This is a genomic window from Peribacillus sp. Aquil_B1 (assembly GCF_022603275.1).
Lineage (GTDB): Bacteria > Bacillota > Bacilli > Bacillales > DSM-1321 > Peribacillus.
In genome coordinates this window covers 1,912,497-1,928,997 of sequence record NZ_JAKXEE010000001.1, presented here as the reverse complement: position 1 = coordinate 1,928,997, position 16,501 = coordinate 1,912,497, and the positions used below count along the sequence as shown (strand labels likewise).

The following is a 16,501-nucleotide window of genomic DNA, read 5'->3' as shown; positions in this document are numbered from 1 at the left end:
CTTCCGAGATTTTTATTTACCATTTGTCATGACAATTTTTTGTTTGATTTCTTCTATTAATATAGATACTTTCATATCTGATTGATTACCCAAGTTGTAGGCAACTAATAAAATATCTTTAAAGTTTTCCTTCTTTGCTTTTTTACTCATCCTTTACACCATTTTTCTAATTATTTGGTATTAAAAAATCCTCGCATTGTATTAAGCGGGGATTTTCCAATTCATCATTTATTTTATATCCATTAGGATTACGTGATTGCCATCTCCAAGAATCCTCACACATATCGTGAATGCTTTTCTTTGCAATCCAGTTTAATTCTTTTTCCGCTTTCTTGGGATCTGCATAACAAATGGCGGCATCTCCTGGCCTAGGATGTGTAATGTTAATGGGGATTTTCACTCCTGTTGCTAACTCAAAAGCTGACACTACTTCTAAAACGCTGTATCCTATTCCGGTTCCAAGATTATAAATATTAACACCGGTGGTTTTTAGAGTTTTATCTAGTGCTGCTACATGACCATTTGCAAGATCAACTACATGGATATAATCTCTTACACCTGTCCCATCTTTCGTTGAATAACCATTCCCGAAAATATTAAGTACATTTAACTGACCTACGGCCACTTTAGTGATATATGGCATTAGGTTATTAGGGGTTCCGCTTGGATCTTCACCTATCAAGCCGCTTTCATGTGCTCCTATTGGATTGAAATACCTCAGGATTGTAATGCTCCATTCATTGTCTGAAATATAGATGTCCTGTAAAATTTCTTCGACCATTAATTTTGTCCTGCCATATGGATTCAAAGCTCTCAAGGGAAATCCTTCTGATATTGGAACTGTATCCGGCAACCCATATACAGTGGCAGATGAGCTAAATACCAGTTTTTTCACACTATATTTTTGCATAAGGTCACAAATTATAATGGTGGTAGTGATATTGTTTTTATAATATTTCAGAGATTCCTTAACGGATTCACCTACCGCTTTAAGTCCAGCAAAGTGGATAACTGCTTCAATTTGATTTTCTAGGAACACTTTTTCTAAAGATTCCGAATCTAAAAGATCAAAATGATAAATCATGATGGTTTTTCCTGTTATTTCACAAACACGCTTTAGCGATTCTGGTTTACTATTAGAAAAATTATCTACCACAACAATCTCATAATCTTCATTCAAGAGCTCTATGCATGTATGGCTGCCGATGAATCCAGCTCCGCCGGTGACCAGTATTGCCATTTATTAGATTCCCTCACTTTCATTTACATTTAATTGTTGATTAATCCATAGATTTTATTAATTTCATTTTCATTGCCATAATCCTTTGAAAGTACGTTCGAAACTATTGCCCCCCTAAATTCATCATCAACAATCATTTTTACAATCCCTCTGGCAATTCCATCCTGACCGCACTCTGTTATTAAGGCATCAAACCCATTATCCGCTTGGCTTTTTGCGGTAGGAAAATTGGTTATCACAACTGGTTTACCTAGCACTTGTGCTTCTCGTATTGTTACTGCTTTACCTTCATAACGTGACGGTTGAACATAAATATCACAAGCTGCAATATATGGATATGGATTGGTTTTCTTCCCTAATAATATAAATTGCTTTTCTACTCCTAATTTCATTATTAAGTTTCTTAACTCGTTTTCGAGAGGTCCATAACCTACCACATACCACTGAATGTCAAATCCCTCGTCTAATAGCTTTTTGCAAGCCCATATTGCTTCATCTAAACCTTTTGCATGTGTTAAACGTCCCACTGTTACTAATATGGTTTTTCCAGGTGAATTAATGATTTCTCCAGGAATATCTGCCTTCGCTTGTTCTCTAACAAAATTTGGAGAAAGAATATTTTCGATTACCGTTGTTTTTTCCTTGAAGTCAGGAAAAACTTCTAAAAATGTTTGTGAACATTCTTCAGAAACCACTACGATATCATCTATTTTCCCCCACATTTTCTTCTCTATTTTCTTATTCACATAAATATTGGAATAATCGGTATGAATCCAGCCGATTTTCTTCTTGGCTTTGACTTTATCCCCGATAAAGTGATGTGGCCATAAAAAACCTATGGCCACATCATATTCTTTATTAAGATTTGGTAAATGCCGGGTAGTTAGTTCCCAACCGTACTGAATGGATAAATAACCTGGTTCTTCAACTTTTTTTACTTTTCCATGTACTACACCTGAATACTTTGCGATGACTCTAGAGATAGCGATAGGGTAAAAACCTTCTTTTACAATTTGTTGAATGGATTTTCTAAAGGTTGTATACGAAGGTTCTTCCGGTAATAAATTGGGTCCTTCCGGGATATATGACAGGAATTCTCCTTCATGTTTAAATAATAATAAATCGACATCGTATTTAGCATAATTGATTTGATTTAACAATCCTATTAGACTTCTTTCGACTCCTCCAATTGCCAAGTCAAAAGATGTAATCAAAATCTTTTTCTTCATCGTAAAAACCTCTTTTTCAGGAAACTTTATATAGCCTTAACCAATCCCTAACATTCCCATGTATATCATAACCCTTATTCGATATTTTTCTTTTAATCGTTTCATTGTCAGGTGTATCGATCAATAAGGATCTAATTACTTCGTTACACCAAACATCTAGAGGCTCCTGCAAACTAATAAATGATGCTAAGCCCAGGTCCATATCTATACTTTTCGGTAAAGTATCCGACATAATGCAAGGCGTTCCAGATCCTTGTGCTTCTAATGCAGCAATTCCAAAGCCTTCGAATAATGAAGGAAATAAGAAAACATCAAAAGCTTTCATTAATCTAGGAATATCCGTTCTTACTCCTAAGAATTTGATATTTTCTTTAATTCCTAACGCTTCTGCTTTTTGCTCTATTTCCAGTCTTAAAGGACCATCTCCGATTAAAAGGGCAAAAAACTTTCTATCTTTCTTTATTAATGTATTTAAAAATTGCAAAATAAAAAGGTGGTTTTTCGAATCCGAAAACCGCCCCACATGTCCAATGATTTTTACATCTTTGCTTAAACCAAACTCTCTAATGATACTATCCTTACTATTTACATTTGATTCAGTAAAATCGTTAACATTTATTCCATTCTTTAATATCGTGACTTTTCCATTTTTCACTCTTCGTTTACCAAACATGAATTGAGCCGCCTCAGGACTACATCCGCAAAATCTATTTGCTGAAATTTTCATGATTGTTTGAAGGAGCTTAAGCGTAAATCTTTCTTTAAAATGGTTTCCTTTTGCCCAATTATTACTGTGTGAATGACAGATCCTTATTTTAATCCCTGCTATCTTTGCTGCTAATGCTGGAAAGCCTGCTTGATAATCAGTATGGGCATGAACAGCTTGGTAAGGATGGAAAGACATGATTCTATTTAGTTCTTTAAGATAGGCTAATGGACCGACTTTTCCCAAGCTTGGTATTTTAAACAAGTTTCCACCTAATCCTATTATTTCTTCTTCGAAATCTTCTTTCTTATTTGAATGAGTAACAAAGTCAAATTGAATCTTTTCTCTGTCCAGATTCCTATATATGTTCATAATAATTGTTTCTGCCCCGCCACGATCCATCGCACTGACAATATGTAAAACTCTCTTTGGAGACATTAAATTCTTCATCAAATTTCACCTCCCCACTATTAAAATAGGCTTTCTAAAATATCACTTTTATACAAAATATTCAAACTGGTAACATTTTCGTAAAAATAAAAAACAAAAAATAAAACGAGAATTGAATAATATAAGAGCTTTTGATCTTTTTCACTAAATAATTCAATTAGCCAGGAAATCAGAATTAGTTGATATAAATTAAAATAAATGGAAATCCTCGCGAATATCCATTGTTGTGTGGAAATAATCATAAACACCAATCCCAATAAAGCCATATTTACTATATAGTCGCTCTTAGGAAATATTTTGCGAAGTTTATCTTTACCTATGTAGGCAATTAATAATGGCGCTGCACTGACTGCTACCCTAATTACACTGGCCCCACCTTCATTAAAATTAGAATAGTCACTATACTGGGTATCTTGTAAAACAGAAAATAAAAACGATGTAAATTGCCCAAAACCAAGGACAATAATAACCGAAAAAGATAACCAAGCAAGAGTTGATTTTGTCCATGCCTTTGTTCTAACTAAAAAATAAATGGGTATAAGGATAAGAGCACTTTGGTGAAATGTAGATGCAATTAGTACAATTAATGTGTATTTTACAAAATTTCCATTTAATAAATACTTGGTTGCTGTAAAAATAATGGCAGCTGCAAGCACTTGCCGTATTCCATTCATTGATACTAAGTGCAACCCACCTGTAATATATACATAGGTGCTTAGTTCAAAAAGTCGTGAATATTTATATAAAACCATGACAATTAAAACATTTGTGATCATAGCAGTTGTAAAAATCAGGATCTGAGGGTTATCCGAGAATTTCTTTAATAACATCTGCAGAATGCCGAATCCCATATCCTTTTGTGAAGATATATACTCCCAAGTAAAGTCATTTTCAATATAAATATTTTTATAATTGAAAGTATCTCCAATATTTGTCCTGAGTCCCGAAACACAAACTAAACATACAACAGCTAAAAAAACCAACAGCTTATTTGGTTTAAAACCATATAATCCAGTCGGTGTGATTAGTGAATATGTTGAAAAATACCTACCTAAATATGAAAAAATAAATACGATGGCGAGATTGATCCAAAGTATGGTCATTTAACATTAATTCCTTTCAATTAACCTAGTCCTAGTTTTACTGATGATGAAGGCATATAAAAGTATTCCTAATGGAAAGGCCAAAACCGTCAGTGCTTTCTTAGGAGTTTCATTGAACAGTTTCGGGTTTTTCATTAGTAGGTTGCTCGATACATAGTGAATGGCTTGCTTATATTTGAATAACTTTCCGCCAAAAGGTAACTTCATAAGCTCTTTCCGGTAAAATGAGAAGCCCCTAGGATTTTTAAGATATTGGTTATACATATTACGAGAGGATCCATCAGGAAGATATTCAACATGACACAGTACTTCATTCATCAGTAACATTTCGTATTGCTTATCCAGCATATAGTATTTATATGCTAGCCCTACATATTTCTCGTTTTTAAAAACAGGATAGGGATATTGCTTCGTCAATTCTGTTCGATAAACCAATTTCTTGTCTCCTGTTACACCATATTTGTTATAGAGATCAAACAATGTAGAACTTTTTAATTTCTCAGGTAACCTTGACCCTATAATTTGATGATCAATTGTTGCATCTAAAGCTGCTATACCACTTACTTTTTCGTTACCATGCTTTCTCCAAAATGAAACGATACTTTCTACTGCCCCATCCGCCATATAGTCATCGGAATCAATACAAACATTCAATTCAGTTTCAATTATTTTATAGGCTGTATTATGTGCACCATGCATTCCTTGATTTTCTTGCCAGTAATACTTAATATCGATTTTCTTTTCCTGAATCCAATGATGTGCCATTTCTTTTGTATTATCTGTTGATCCATCATCAATAATTAACCAAATAAAATCTTTATTGTTTTGACGTACCAAGCTCTTATAACATTTTTCTAGACAATAAGCCCTATTATAGGTTGGAGTAAACACTGTTAAAGTTTTCATATGATTCACCCTGACATTGATATATAAAAATCTTTTAGTTCATTGGCTGTTTCATTTATCGAATACCCCTGTTTGGATAATGAATCCGGTTGAATACTTCTTTTCATTTTCGTGGAAGTTATTTTCATTAAATGGGAAATCCATATTTTACAATCATATATAGGTAAAAATTGGATCAGGTTGATTCCTAAATCTACCTCTTTGGAAATTTGGTCCGAGATTAAGCAAGGCAGTCCAGATGCCTGAGCTTCGATAAGTGAAACCGGCAATCCTTCATGTAAAGAAGGAAAGACAAAAACATCGAAAGCTTGTAGGACTCGATTTATATCACTCCGTATCCCAAGGAATTTAACTTTATCTTCTAAATTATGAGCTTTAACCTTTGCTAATATTTCTGGTTTTAATGGCCCATCTCCGACTAAAATCAAGTAGGAATTTTCCATTTCTCTAATATAATTTGCAAAGATATCAATCAAAAAAGAATGATTTTTTTGTTGAGCAAATCTTCCAACGTGTCCTAAAACACATGCATCACTTTCGATATTTAATTCTTTTCTCACTTTACATCTTGTCTCGGGTGAGAAAGAAAATAATTGGTATTCAATGCCGTTTTTTAAAATATTCGCAGTATTGGTTTTATCTTTAAATAACCACTGTGCTGCCTGTCTAGAACAAGCTAATAAATTTGTAGCATTGGGCAGGATCAATGTCCCTGCATACCATTTATAAATCCTGGAAGCTAAGCCACCTTCACTTTGGGTGTTATGACTATGTGAAATTCTTTTTGGAATTCCTGCTTTTTTAGCTGCTTGAAGAACGATGCCGCTCATTTTATCCATATGGGCATGAACGACCTTATAGGAATGATTTTTGCTAAAGAATCCATCTAACTGTTTCTTATAACCAAAGTGACCTACATCAGAAATATAAGGAATTCTATGAATCTTACCGCCCAGTTTTACGATTTCATCATCAAATACACCTTCTTTGGATGTAAGAAAATCAAATTGTATTTTCGAGCGGTCCATATTGCGATACAAGTTCATGATCAAGGTTTCCGCTCCGCCCCTATTCATATTAACGACAACATGCAGGATCCTTAGTGGATTCCCCATACTCTTTCCTCCGTATCTTCCATATATGATTTATAAAGTTGGCTTTTAGCTTCCAGGATTTTTTTTGTACTATATTTCCTTTCCACCATTTTATGGCTACTTTCACCAAGCATTTTTCTCATTCCCCTATTTCCAGCAATTTTTATGATCTTTTCAGCAAATGATTTTTCATCATTCCTTGCAATTAACCACCCATTTTGACCATTGAAGACCAACTCCCTATGGCCTCTATTTTCATTTGCTATTATTGGCAGCCCAGAAGCCATCGCTTCCATGATATTTACCGGTAGGCCTTCTCTCAAACTTGAAGCTACAGCGAGATCACTGATTTTCAATAATTCATCAATATCTTTCCGAAAACCAAGAAAATCAACCCTATTTCTTATTCCTAAAGAATCTGCAAGCATCTTGCATTCCTCTAATAAAGGTCCATCTCCGGCCAATAGTAACCTTGCATTTGAAACCTCTTCTTTTAAAAAGGAAAAAGCCCGAAGCAAGAGTTGCTGGTTTTTGTTTTTATTGAACTCGGCTGCATAAAACATAAGGAAATCCTCTTCACAATACCCTTTTTCTAACCTTAGTTCAGTTTTCTTATTTGTAGAGACAGGATGATATTGATTTGTATCAACTCCAACACCAAGGATATGAGTAATCTCCTGTGCCCTGAAGTTTCTTTGTATGGCACGTTGAAAATCTTCATTATTGATCGTTATCAAACAATCTGTCATACTTGCTAAAAATTTTTCAATGGGATAGTAGACTAGCCAGTTTAGGATAGGAGCCCCTTTGAAAAAATGGAAGCCGTGTGCCGTATATAGCATTTTCGTATCACGTTTTCTCGCTTTCCGACCAGCAAGCCTGCCTAGAACCCCCCCCATTGGCGTATGACAATGAATGATTTGAAAATTATTGTTATCGATGATGTACTTTAATTCTTTGTATGCCATAATGTTTTCTTTTTTAAATGGAGACCTCTGGATGGGAATAACGTGCTTTTTATCAACAAATGGGAGATTCAAATCACCCTGTGCTGCTGTATGGACCTTATACCCTTGCTCTTTAAACCATTTAAAATATGGCAAGTGGAACGCTTCAAAATGATAATCCTTTGTTGCACAAAATAGGACTTTCTTTTCCATCATTCACTATCCTTTCTATATCCTGTTCCTCGTTTCATTCCATGACTCTTATATATAAGATCTTAATATCGTTTAGTTGGAAACGGGCACAAGAATAGGTGCAGTATCACGTTCATTCGCCAGATCTACAAGTTTTTTCCTTAGTGATTCTTTATCCATATCAGGATAACTGTTTATAATATCTTCAATCTCCTTTGAATATAAATTCCCTGTTTTCCCTATGTAAATATTTGGATATATTTGTTTTTCATGAATCTCATCTTGATTCAACAGTTCTTCAAATAGTTTTTCACCTGGTCTTGTTCCCGTGAATTCTATTGAAATATCATCTTCAGAATGTCCGGAGAGTTTAATCAAGTTTTTCGCCAAATCTACAATCTTCACTGGATGGCCCATATCAAGTACAAAAATCTCCCCGCCTTGTGCTAACGCCCCAGCTTGGATGACAAGTCTTGAAGCTTCAGGGATAGTCATGAAATAACGAATCATATCGGGATGTGTCACTGTGACTGGCCCGCCTTTTTCAATTTGTTTGGTGAATAGCGGGATGACGCTTCCTCTGCTCCCCAGCACATTCCCAAAACGAACGGCTACGAACTTCGTTTTGCTTTCTTTATTTATTTGTTGAATCGTCATTTCCGCTAGCCTTTTTGTAGAGCCCATAACACTGGTAGGGTTAACTGCCTTATCACTGGATATCATTACAAAAGTCTTTACTCCGCTCCAGCTAGCCGCATTGGCAACATTCCTTGTTCCAATTAAGTTATTTTTGACTGCTTCTTCAGGGTTTCGTTCCATCAATGGTACATGTTTATGTGCTGCTGCATGATAAACGACATCTGGTTGATATTCTGCCATGACGGACAACATTTTTTTTCGATCTTGAAGATCAGCAATTTCTGTTAAAAACTCGATATTTTTGTTTTTATATGTTTCTTTCAACTCCATTTCTATCGTATAAATACTGTTTTCACCATGACCGAGTAAAATTAACCTAGCTGGATTAAATTTAGAAATTTGGCGGCAAATCTCTGATCCAATTGAACCTCCTGCCCCAGTGACTAAAATTACCTTTTCGGTTACATACTCTGAAATTACTTCGATATCTAATTCTACAGGTTCTCGTCCAAGAAGATCTTGAACCTGTACATCTCTAAATTTATTGACTGAAAGCTTTCCAGTTAATAAATCTTCTAACATTGGGAGGATTTGTGTCTTCGCATTTGTTTTTGCACATTCTAGGAAAATTCGATTCATTTCCTGTTTATTCAATGAAGGAATGGCAATGATAATATGTTCGATATTCAATGCTTCAACGTTTCTTGAAATTTCACCCACCCCTCCTACTACAGGTATTCCTAAAATATCAAGATTATGTTTTCGTACGTTATCATCAATAAATGCTACTGGTAATAAATCTACATCATTATTTTTTAATAATTGCCGGGCAACCATCGTACCTGCTGAACCTGCCCCTATTATTAATGTTCTTTTCTTATTTTCATATTTGATTAAGTATTGATCTCTAAACATTCTCCAACAAAATCTTGATCCGCCTATCAATAGCATGTGAAGTAACCAAGTCACCGCCAACAGCCGATAATATACATCTTGAAAAAGAAGTGCCTGTACAATTGATGTAGTAAAAATGGATACCGTAACAGTTTTGAATATAATGACTAATTCACCTATGCTCGCATACTCCCACGCTTTTTTATATAGATGAAAGGTAATAGCAAAAATATGATGGCTGAGGAGAATCGTAACAGAGCTGAGCACAATCGGAATAGTAAAAACATAAATACTGGCATCTACTAAAAATCGCCCTAAAAAAATAGCTGATAAGACAATACATGAATCGATTAATATAAAAAGTGATAGTCTTTGTTGATATGTCAATACTTTCCCCCCTTGCAGATCAATTTATTGTTACAGTTAAAAGGAATTAAATGATAAAGTGCTAATGAATACTGTCCTATTAAGACAGCATTCATTAGCACTTTAATAAAATTATAGGGCATTTAACCCTCCCTCACTCCACACTCTTGACGACTGGCGTCTAAGGTCTATTAAACCCACAGCATGATCGAGTGCCTCCGTTTATAATGGCAAGGAGACATCACCAAATACTTTATTAATTTTATTTCTGTTCGCAATAAAGAACATTACTATAAAATTTTTTTCGTCTTTATAGGATTTTCTTCAATAAATTGGTAAACAGATTTTCTGGATTATTGTTTAAAACGACTCCTACAATCTTTTCTTCAACAAATTGAAGGATTCTTTTTGTAGCTAAAGCTTTTTTTAACTCCGTTTTGCCGTTATTGAACACCATAATGATCCCATTGCAATAATTGGCCAAAATTTTTGTGTCTGTAACCTCTAATATTGATGGGGAGTCTATCAGAACAATATCGTATTGCTCTTCACACTTAACAAGGAAGTCCTGCATGACTGGCAATCCAATTATTTCGCCTGGATTGAAGGGAATAGGGCCACTTGTCAAAACATCTAAATCACCCATTCCCGTCCTGTATACAGCCTTGTCAAGAGATGTGAAATTTGAATCCGATAAAATATTTGTCAATCCTACTTTATTTGGAATCTTAAAAATCGAGTGAATTGCAGGATTCCTTAAATTAGCATCTATCAGTAAAACCCTTTCTTTATTTTGGGCCATTGAAACAGCTAGATTTGCAGCAGTGGTTGATTTACCTTCTCCAGATGATGGAGAGGTTATCATGATGATATTCCGTTTTTTCGATACGGAGGAAAACTTAATATTTGTTCGAATCGTTCTATATTGTTCGGAGATTAAAGAATCCGGACTTGAAAAAGCTACAAGATTCCTTTTCTTTAGTCTATCCCCGATATTTTGTTTATTCATCGTCATTATAACCGCCTCACAATTCTGCTCTTGTTTCTTTTGAATGTTTAGCTTGTTGCACTTCTTTAATTTTTTTAATATTGTTTTTACTGACATTCGAATTCTTTTTATTCATTTTAGAAACATGTCCTATAACTGGAAAACCTATGATATCCTCTACTTCTTGCTCGTTACGAATTGTGTAATCCAATGAATTCAATAAAAATGTCAGCCCGATGCCCAAAAATAAACCTATAATTCCGCTTTTTATAATTGTTCCATTATTGTCTCCGTTAATGGGCACAAAATTTACCTTGGCCGGGGACAAATTTCTTATTTTTTTAAAGTCCACTATTTTAGGAGCCTCATTTTTAAATACTCTCGCCGTCGTATTGGCGATTTCGGCAGCTGCATAAGGATTGGATGATGTAGCGCTAATACTGACTACTTCTGATTCCTCTACACTGGTTACGTTTATAGCCCCAGCCAATGCTTCTGGCGATAGCGATAATTCCATTTCATCGATAACTTTCTGTAAAACTGTAGTATCTTTTATAATGACCTGAAGAGTTTTCATTTTATCTTGATTGGCTTCAATAATAATTCTCGTAGATGCCTGGTAAAGAGGGGTTGTAGTTAAAGTTTTCAAATATCCTGCCAGTATGAATAAGAGTGTGACAATAATGACGATCCATAAACGCCTACTAATGATTCCGATTAGTTCTTTTAAATTAATTTCTTTTGCAGGTTGTTGATTTTCAAAGTTCCTTTTTGAGTAATTTGTCATTGAACCACCTTTTTCAACTAACTTTTCTTTATTAAGAACAATAATGCTTTAAGCATCGATGTAAAACAGCTAAAACTGTACTGTTCTTATTATGTGTTAATTTCCCTATGAATATATCCTTATTTTAGTTCTTTATAAAGAACGAGTCAACTAGTTATCTTTTTTTATTTTAGAAATTATTTCATGAATTTATCGTATCCACTTCTCTTGTTAGCAATTGTTTAAATAAACCTCTTTCTTTAGACAACTCACTATATTCACCGTTCTGTAAAATTTCCCCTTTCTCTAATACGATGACTTGATCGGCATTCCTTATCGTGCTTAAACGGTGTGCAATGACAATGATGGTCATGCGGCCCTGTAAAGTTTCGATAGCTTTTTGAATTTTGGCTTCAGTGTCGTTATCAAGGGCGCTGGTAGCTTCATCCAAAACCAGAATCGATGGTTTACGTAATATAGCCCTTGCAAGAACTAGTCTCTGTCTTTCTCCCCCGGATAACCTAATGCCTCTATCCCCTATTACCGTATCTATATTTTGAGGCAATTTAATCACAAAATCAGCTGCGGCAGAAAATTCCAACGCTTCCCATATTTGTTGGTCGCTTGCCTTCGGTTCGACTAAAAGCATATTTTCCTTTATACTTCCATTGAATAAAAATGGATCTTGGGAAACATAACTAATAGATTTCCTTAAGCCGATTAAATCTTTTCTAGAGAGTTTTTTACCATCAACTATAATCTCTCCCACATCAGGGAGCATGAGGCCCATCATTAGATCGATTAATGTGCTTTTACCTGCCCCGGATGGACCGACGATAGCCGTCAACCTATTAGCGGGTATTGCTATATTGATATTTTGCAGTGTATAGTCTGTTTCAGTTTTGTTATAACGAAAAAAAAGATCATGACATTCCAGTTTTTGTTCGATGACAATTGGCATGATATTTTCGAGACTATAAGCCTCTTTGTAGCCTTTCGCTTCACCTTCTATTTTCATAATGGATTTGAAAGCTGGTAAAGTTGAAGATATATTTTCCATATTGCTTTGTATGGCTGTAAATCTAGGCCATAACCTTGAAAAAATAAGGATAATGAGTAAAAGTTCTTCCTGTTGAGCAGCAAAAAGTGTAATGGATAAAAAAACGAAAGATGCGATTAATAAGGCAGATGATACTTTATATGATAATTGAGATTTTGTGTTTAATTTAATATACTCAACTTGCTCGTCATTCATTTCTTTCGTTAATGAACGGATCCAATTTACATGTGATTTCTCTAAATGATAACTTTTTATATCCTTAATTCCATTTAACTGGTCAGTAACGCTTGCTAAATATCTTAGTGCTAATTGAGACGTCCTACTTCCTAATGACTTAGCTTTTCGGATGAATTTCCTTGAAAATAATGCCAGGACCAAACCAGCAACCAAAACGAATATTGTAATTTTCGGAGCTAACCAAAACGCCACACCAATTTGAATGAGTGTAAAGATCACAGAAGCTAATAATTGTAAGATTAAATTAATTCCTGCATTAACTCGTGCTAAATCGTTTGTCATGATATTTATTAAATCCGATTTCCGTGTTTTAATGAAGAACTCCCAGTTGGCATGTAATAAAGACTGATACAATTGAATTCTTAAATGACTGATATATGCTTGCTGCATTCTCACATCACGTATTGTAAGATTTCGTTGCAGAATGTTCTGGAGAATCACTAAAACAATATAAAAACCTAAAATAATGGATAAGCTTATCATTTTAGGTATCTCGACTATCCAAGAGAGCGTGGAAGGAAGATTATTTGATAGATCTATATCTATAATTCCACTAACACTTATCATGGGTACCAATAAAAGAATGCCTACACTGTCCATTAAGCTAACAATGACCATTCCTAGCATATTGATAAATAGTATTTTCCCTGTGAAAGTGTATAGCCTTTTGAAAAAGAACCACAGCTGTTTCATCTTATCCTCCTATGACATTTCGTATTCTCGTTTTTCTCCAAAACCATAAAAAAGGCCTCAAAGGAAAATATAAAAAATGGAACTTTAGAGGCAACGGCAAGGTTTTTGTATCCTCAAAATAAGGATGAAGAAAACTGAGTATGAATAACAGTTTATTCTGAAATGACATGAGTGAAAATAGATGCTTTTTATGATAACTAGCAATCTCTTCAGATAGTGGTTCATCATGAAGGTTAATGAATCGTTGAATATAAAATAGTGCTTCTTGTGCCAATCGATTGGAACGGTATTTTAGTGTAAGATTGTTTACTTCTTTGTTTATCGGTGTATTTAACATTTGGGAAGTCAGGACTAATGTTTGACCTGCAACATGCATATATTGATATTTTTTTAGCAGGCTAATTATTTTATCCCAATCCAATTTTTTTTGGCAAAGTCGGTCGATATCCACTAACCAGCGAAGTCGTGACCATCCATGACGTGCCCCATGTGAAGCTAGAAATAAAAAGAGATCCTCATTACCTAAACAATATATCGGATATGAAGTAGTTAGTGAGCTTACCCTCTTTCTTAGCCATAATTCCTTAAAAGTTGGTTCCTTGGCTGGACCTGGGTTTAGACGCCAATGAATTTCAAGTTTAATCTCTTTCTCGGTATGAAAATAGACAAAATGATGATGGCGCCACTTCCAATCATTTAATACGGTTTGTATATATTCATCTTTTACATATCCCATTTGAATTAAAAGGGACTCGATCTTCTCTAGATCATCGATGTTAACCAAAATATCAACATCACTTGACGTCCTTTGGGATATACCTCCATATAAGTCAGCTGCCAATATAGGTCCTTTTAAAAATAGCGTCGAAATTTCATTTTCAAAAACAACTCGGGAAATCCTTTCGATTTCTCCACTTAGCTTTAACATTTTAAAGGTATTTTTTTGATAATCGTAGTACATCGATTGAGTTATAGGTGCAGGAATATAATTTGCGGATTTTAGTTTTGGATAAATAAGTGGGTAAACCCTATGATGCCTGGCTAGTTTCAAGAACAAATTCCAATCAAGGTTTTGTTCTACATTAAATGGAACCTGCTTGTTTGTTTCACTTTTCAGACAATCCAATAAAAACTTTAATTCATTAGATATGCTTGAAGAATCGAAATTGGTTTTGTCATTCATTTAATTCCCTCTTTTTAAGCTTTTTTTGTTTTAGCGAATTTCCCGACAACAATGAATTTACCCATTTCTTCTGCGCCCGTTACATAATACGGACCACTCCGCAACCAAGCATGAGCAATCAAATCACCTTTTTCATCTCTTGCCGTGCCAAAATAAACGGTACTTTCCATTCCTCTTCTTTCAAGCATTTTCATTCCAGCTACGGCCTTAACTAAACATTGGCTCTCCCAGAATGTATAACGGCTCATGATATGTATGGCATCTGAAATGTTCTTTATTACTTCTTTATCTAAACATTTTAGAGAGTGGCTGGTTTCTTCCATGTGATTTCCCAGTAGTCGGGCACTTTTAATAAACGGTAACAATTTAAAAATACGGCCCACTGCTAAAAAAAATAAAGCTTCAAACAATAACCCCTTCATGCTCCTATTGAATGATATGAACGTGTTAATTTTTTTATAAAGATTCATTTTTTGCCCCTATATAAACTGGAATATAAATGCTTAAATTTCAGCTGGTAAGATTATTAACCCCTCATTATATAAATCACTTAAAAACGATAACACTTCTTCTTCGCAATCTTGTTGACTGACGTCATACTGTGAAATCAATTTTTCTAGTAAATCACTAATTATAATTGGTTTTTCAATTAAACTCCAAATTTCCCCGCCTAGAACTCCCAGATTATAATAATTCCCTTTTTCAATGCTTAGCATGACCAACTCCCCATCCATATCACTAACAATATTTCCCTGACTTTGAGTAATTACTTTATTTTTTGATAGAACTGATGCGTTAATCATTTATTTTCCCCTCCTTTAATTACACTTAGAACCGTGGTTACAATTTCGTGGGCTGTGAATGTTGAGGTTGGACGACTTAATCGATAAATCGGCACGGAATTCATACACATTGCACAAATCTTGAAATGCCAATCCATCATATGCATTCTTTCAATTAGAGATCGTCTATAGGTATGCAAGTGCATTACTTGGAATCGATGAAGCTTTTCAATAGGTTGTAGATCTATGGATACTATATCTGCCCCAGTTAATTCGAATATACCTCCAAGTGGCAAAGGTTTGTTATAGAAGTCAGCTTGCACTGGTATCGAAAATTTTGTCGTTCTATCGAATAAAGGTTCGTAATCAGCTGAATTCAATCCAAAAGCGTTTAAACTTTCCTGCCATAACTTTTGTTGAGGGTATGACGGGAAAACCCATGGCTGGTTTCCCTCCATTAGAGATATTGCCACTACATCATCACTTAAAAGTTTATACCCCTTGTTTACGAAAGAAGAAGCTAGAGTAGATTTGCCAGCTCCTGATTCACCAATAAAAGCATATGCTTTCCCTTCTATGGCTATTGCACTTCCATGCAGTGGCAATACTTTTCTTTGCATCAATAAAATTCCTAAACAGCTTCCTAAAATGTAAAGCCGAATCTTATCCTCGTTATCACTGTCGTAAGTTGAAAACGTAATGGTTTTCCCATCTTCTATTGAAAAAACAGCTAATCCTGGCACTTCGAACATTACGCGATTTCCTTCAACGACAAAACTTGTACGAATTAAAGGATTTATTTTAGACCAAACATTTGATAAATCTTTCTTTTTAATCTTTATATCTGCTTCCTTTTCAATATCTGTCAAATTCTCTAACTCAGGAAGAGGAAGTACACTTTCTGCAATTAACCCAAATGTGGTATACGTATATGTTTTTTCCGTGCTTAGCATTCTTCTTCACTCCAAACATATCATCACTGTTTTCATAAGAAACCCTTACACTTACATAGTGTAAGGGCATAAA

Annotated in this window: 16 protein-coding genes; all 16 read right to left on the bottom strand. The window is 34.7% G+C overall.

Annotation, left to right across the window (positions count from 1 at the left end):
* Nucleotides 1–12 precede the first annotated feature (12 nt).
* The 16 genes from MPH60_RS09540 to MPH60_RS09465 all read right to left on the bottom strand — a co-directional run bounded on the left by MPH60_RS09540 (nucleotide 13) and on the right by MPH60_RS09465 (nucleotide 16,428).
* Complete coding sequence (locus MPH60_RS09540) at nucleotides 13–150, bottom strand: hypothetical protein (RefSeq protein WP_241594461.1); 138 nt, start codon at nucleotides 148–150, stop codon at nucleotides 13–15.
* Between the two features lie 16 nt (nucleotides 151–166).
* Nucleotides 167–1,240 (bottom strand): UDP-glucose 4-epimerase GalE, encoded by a 1,074-nt coding sequence (gene galE / locus MPH60_RS09535; protein ID WP_241594462.1) that lies wholly within the window; start codon nucleotides 1,238–1,240, stop codon nucleotides 167–169.
* A 29-nt stretch (nucleotides 1,241–1,269) separates the two neighbouring features.
* A complete protein-coding gene (locus tag MPH60_RS09530; RefSeq protein WP_241594463.1) occupies nucleotides 1,270–2,469 on the bottom strand; it encodes a glycosyltransferase in 1,200 nt (399 codons plus the stop codon).
* A gap of 16 nt (nucleotides 2,470–2,485) precedes the next feature.
* On the bottom strand, nucleotides 2,486–3,625 hold the full coding sequence (locus MPH60_RS09525) for a glycosyltransferase family 1 protein (protein ID WP_241594464.1): 1,140 nt from the start codon (nucleotides 3,623–3,625) through the stop codon (nucleotides 2,486–2,488).
* Between the two features lie 20 nt (nucleotides 3,626–3,645).
* A complete protein-coding gene (locus tag MPH60_RS09520) occupies nucleotides 3,646–4,728 on the bottom strand; it encodes an EpsG family protein (protein ID WP_241594465.1) in 1,083 nt (360 codons plus the stop codon).
* 6 nt (nucleotides 4,729–4,734) lie between these two features.
* Nucleotides 4,735–5,634, bottom strand: a complete 900-nt coding sequence (locus tag MPH60_RS09515) for a glycosyltransferase family 2 protein (RefSeq protein ID WP_241594466.1) — start codon at nucleotides 5,632–5,634, stop codon at nucleotides 4,735–4,737.
* Between the two features lie 5 nt (nucleotides 5,635–5,639).
* A complete protein-coding gene (locus tag MPH60_RS09510; RefSeq protein ID WP_241594467.1) occupies nucleotides 5,640–6,749 on the bottom strand; it encodes a glycosyltransferase family 1 protein in 1,110 nt (369 codons plus the stop codon).
* Nucleotides 6,734–7,891 (bottom strand): glycosyltransferase family 4 protein, encoded by a 1,158-nt coding sequence (locus MPH60_RS09505; RefSeq protein WP_241594468.1) that lies wholly within the window; start codon nucleotides 7,889–7,891, stop codon nucleotides 6,734–6,736. Before MPH60_RS09505 ends, MPH60_RS09510 begins: the two co-directional genes overlap by 16 nt.
* Nucleotides 7,892–7,960: 69 nt before the next feature.
* Nucleotides 7,961–9,787: a polysaccharide biosynthesis protein gene (locus MPH60_RS09500; RefSeq protein ID WP_241615819.1), complete on the bottom strand. Its 1,827-nt coding sequence runs from the start codon at nucleotides 9,785–9,787 to the stop codon at nucleotides 7,961–7,963.
* A 289-nt stretch (nucleotides 9,788–10,076) separates the two neighbouring features.
* Nucleotides 10,077–10,775 carry a CpsD/CapB family tyrosine-protein kinase gene (locus MPH60_RS09495; protein WP_336275436.1) on the bottom strand — a complete coding sequence of 233 codons (699 nt, stop codon included), beginning with the start codon at nucleotides 10,773–10,775 and terminating at the stop codon, nucleotides 10,077–10,079.
* A gap of 16 nt (nucleotides 10,776–10,791) precedes the next feature.
* The gene (locus tag MPH60_RS09490) at nucleotides 10,792–11,541 is read right to left on the bottom strand and encodes a YveK family protein (protein WP_241594522.1); all 750 of its coding nucleotides are present in this window, start codon (nucleotides 11,539–11,541) and stop codon (nucleotides 10,792–10,794) included.
* Between the two features lie 181 nt (nucleotides 11,542–11,722).
* Complete coding sequence (locus MPH60_RS09485; protein WP_241594523.1) at nucleotides 11,723–13,510, bottom strand: ABC transporter ATP-binding protein; 1,788 nt, start codon at nucleotides 13,508–13,510, stop codon at nucleotides 11,723–11,725.
* A gap of 1 nt (nucleotide 13,511) precedes the next feature.
* Nucleotides 13,512–14,693, bottom strand: coding sequence for a nucleotidyltransferase domain-containing protein (locus tag MPH60_RS09480; RefSeq protein ID WP_241594524.1), 1,182 nt, complete (start codon nucleotides 14,691–14,693; stop codon nucleotides 13,512–13,514).
* Nucleotides 14,694–14,707: 14 nt separating this feature from the next.
* On the bottom strand, nucleotides 14,708–15,163 hold the full coding sequence (locus MPH60_RS09475) for a lasso peptide biosynthesis B2 protein (protein WP_241594525.1): 456 nt from the start codon (nucleotides 15,161–15,163) through the stop codon (nucleotides 14,708–14,710).
* A 33-nt stretch (nucleotides 15,164–15,196) separates the two neighbouring features.
* Complete coding sequence (locus MPH60_RS09470; RefSeq protein ID WP_241594526.1) at nucleotides 15,197–15,496, bottom strand: lasso peptide biosynthesis PqqD family chaperone; 300 nt, start codon at nucleotides 15,494–15,496, stop codon at nucleotides 15,197–15,199.
* Nucleotides 15,493–16,428, bottom strand: coding sequence for an aldolase (locus MPH60_RS09465; RefSeq protein WP_241594527.1), 936 nt, complete (start codon nucleotides 16,426–16,428; stop codon nucleotides 15,493–15,495). The genes MPH60_RS09470 and MPH60_RS09465 overlap by 4 nt, the downstream gene beginning before the upstream one ends.
* Nucleotides 16,429–16,501 lie beyond the last annotated feature (73 nt).

Coding starts and splice junctions, on each gene's coding strand:
- MPH60_RS09540 (WP_241594461.1), bottom strand. CDS start 150: ATGAGTAAAAAAGCAAAGAAGGAAAACTTTAAAGATATTTTATTAGTT.
- galE (WP_241594462.1), bottom strand. CDS start 1,240: ATGGCAATACTGGTCACCGGCGGAGCTGGATTCATCGGCAGCCATACA.
- MPH60_RS09530 (WP_241594463.1), bottom strand. CDS start 2,469: ATGAAGAAAAAGATTTTGATTACATCTTTTGACTTGGCAATTGGAGGA.
- MPH60_RS09525 (WP_241594464.1), bottom strand. CDS start 3,625: ATGAAGAATTTAATGTCTCCAAAGAGAGTTTTACATATTGTCAGTGCG.
- MPH60_RS09520 (WP_241594465.1), bottom strand. CDS start 4,728: ATGACCATACTTTGGATCAATCTCGCCATCGTATTTATTTTTTCATAT.
- MPH60_RS09515 (WP_241594466.1), bottom strand. CDS start 5,634: ATGAAAACTTTAACAGTGTTTACTCCAACCTATAATAGGGCTTATTGT.
- MPH60_RS09510 (WP_241594467.1), bottom strand. CDS start 6,749: ATGGGGAATCCACTAAGGATCCTGCATGTTGTCGTTAATATGAATAGG.
- MPH60_RS09505 (WP_241594468.1), bottom strand. CDS start 7,891: ATGATGGAAAAGAAAGTCCTATTTTGTGCAACAAAGGATTATCATTTT.
- MPH60_RS09495 (WP_336275436.1), bottom strand. CDS start 10,775: ATGAATAAACAAAATATCGGGGATAGACTAAAGAAAAGGAATCTTGTA.
- MPH60_RS09490 (WP_241594522.1), bottom strand. CDS start 11,541: ATGACAAATTACTCAAAAAGGAACTTTGAAAATCAACAACCTGCAAAA.
- MPH60_RS09485 (WP_241594523.1), bottom strand. CDS start 13,510: ATGAAACAGCTGTGGTTCTTTTTCAAAAGGCTATACACTTTCACAGGG.
- MPH60_RS09480 (WP_241594524.1), bottom strand. CDS start 14,693: ATGAATGACAAAACCAATTTCGATTCTTCAAGCATATCTAATGAATTA.
- MPH60_RS09475 (WP_241594525.1), bottom strand. CDS start 15,163: ATGAATCTTTATAAAAAAATTAACACGTTCATATCATTCAATAGGAGC.
- MPH60_RS09470 (WP_241594526.1), bottom strand. CDS start 15,496: ATGATTAACGCATCAGTTCTATCAAAAAATAAAGTAATTACTCAAAGT.
- MPH60_RS09465 (WP_241594527.1), bottom strand. CDS start 16,428: ATGCTAAGCACGGAAAAAACATATACGTATACCACATTTGGGTTAATT.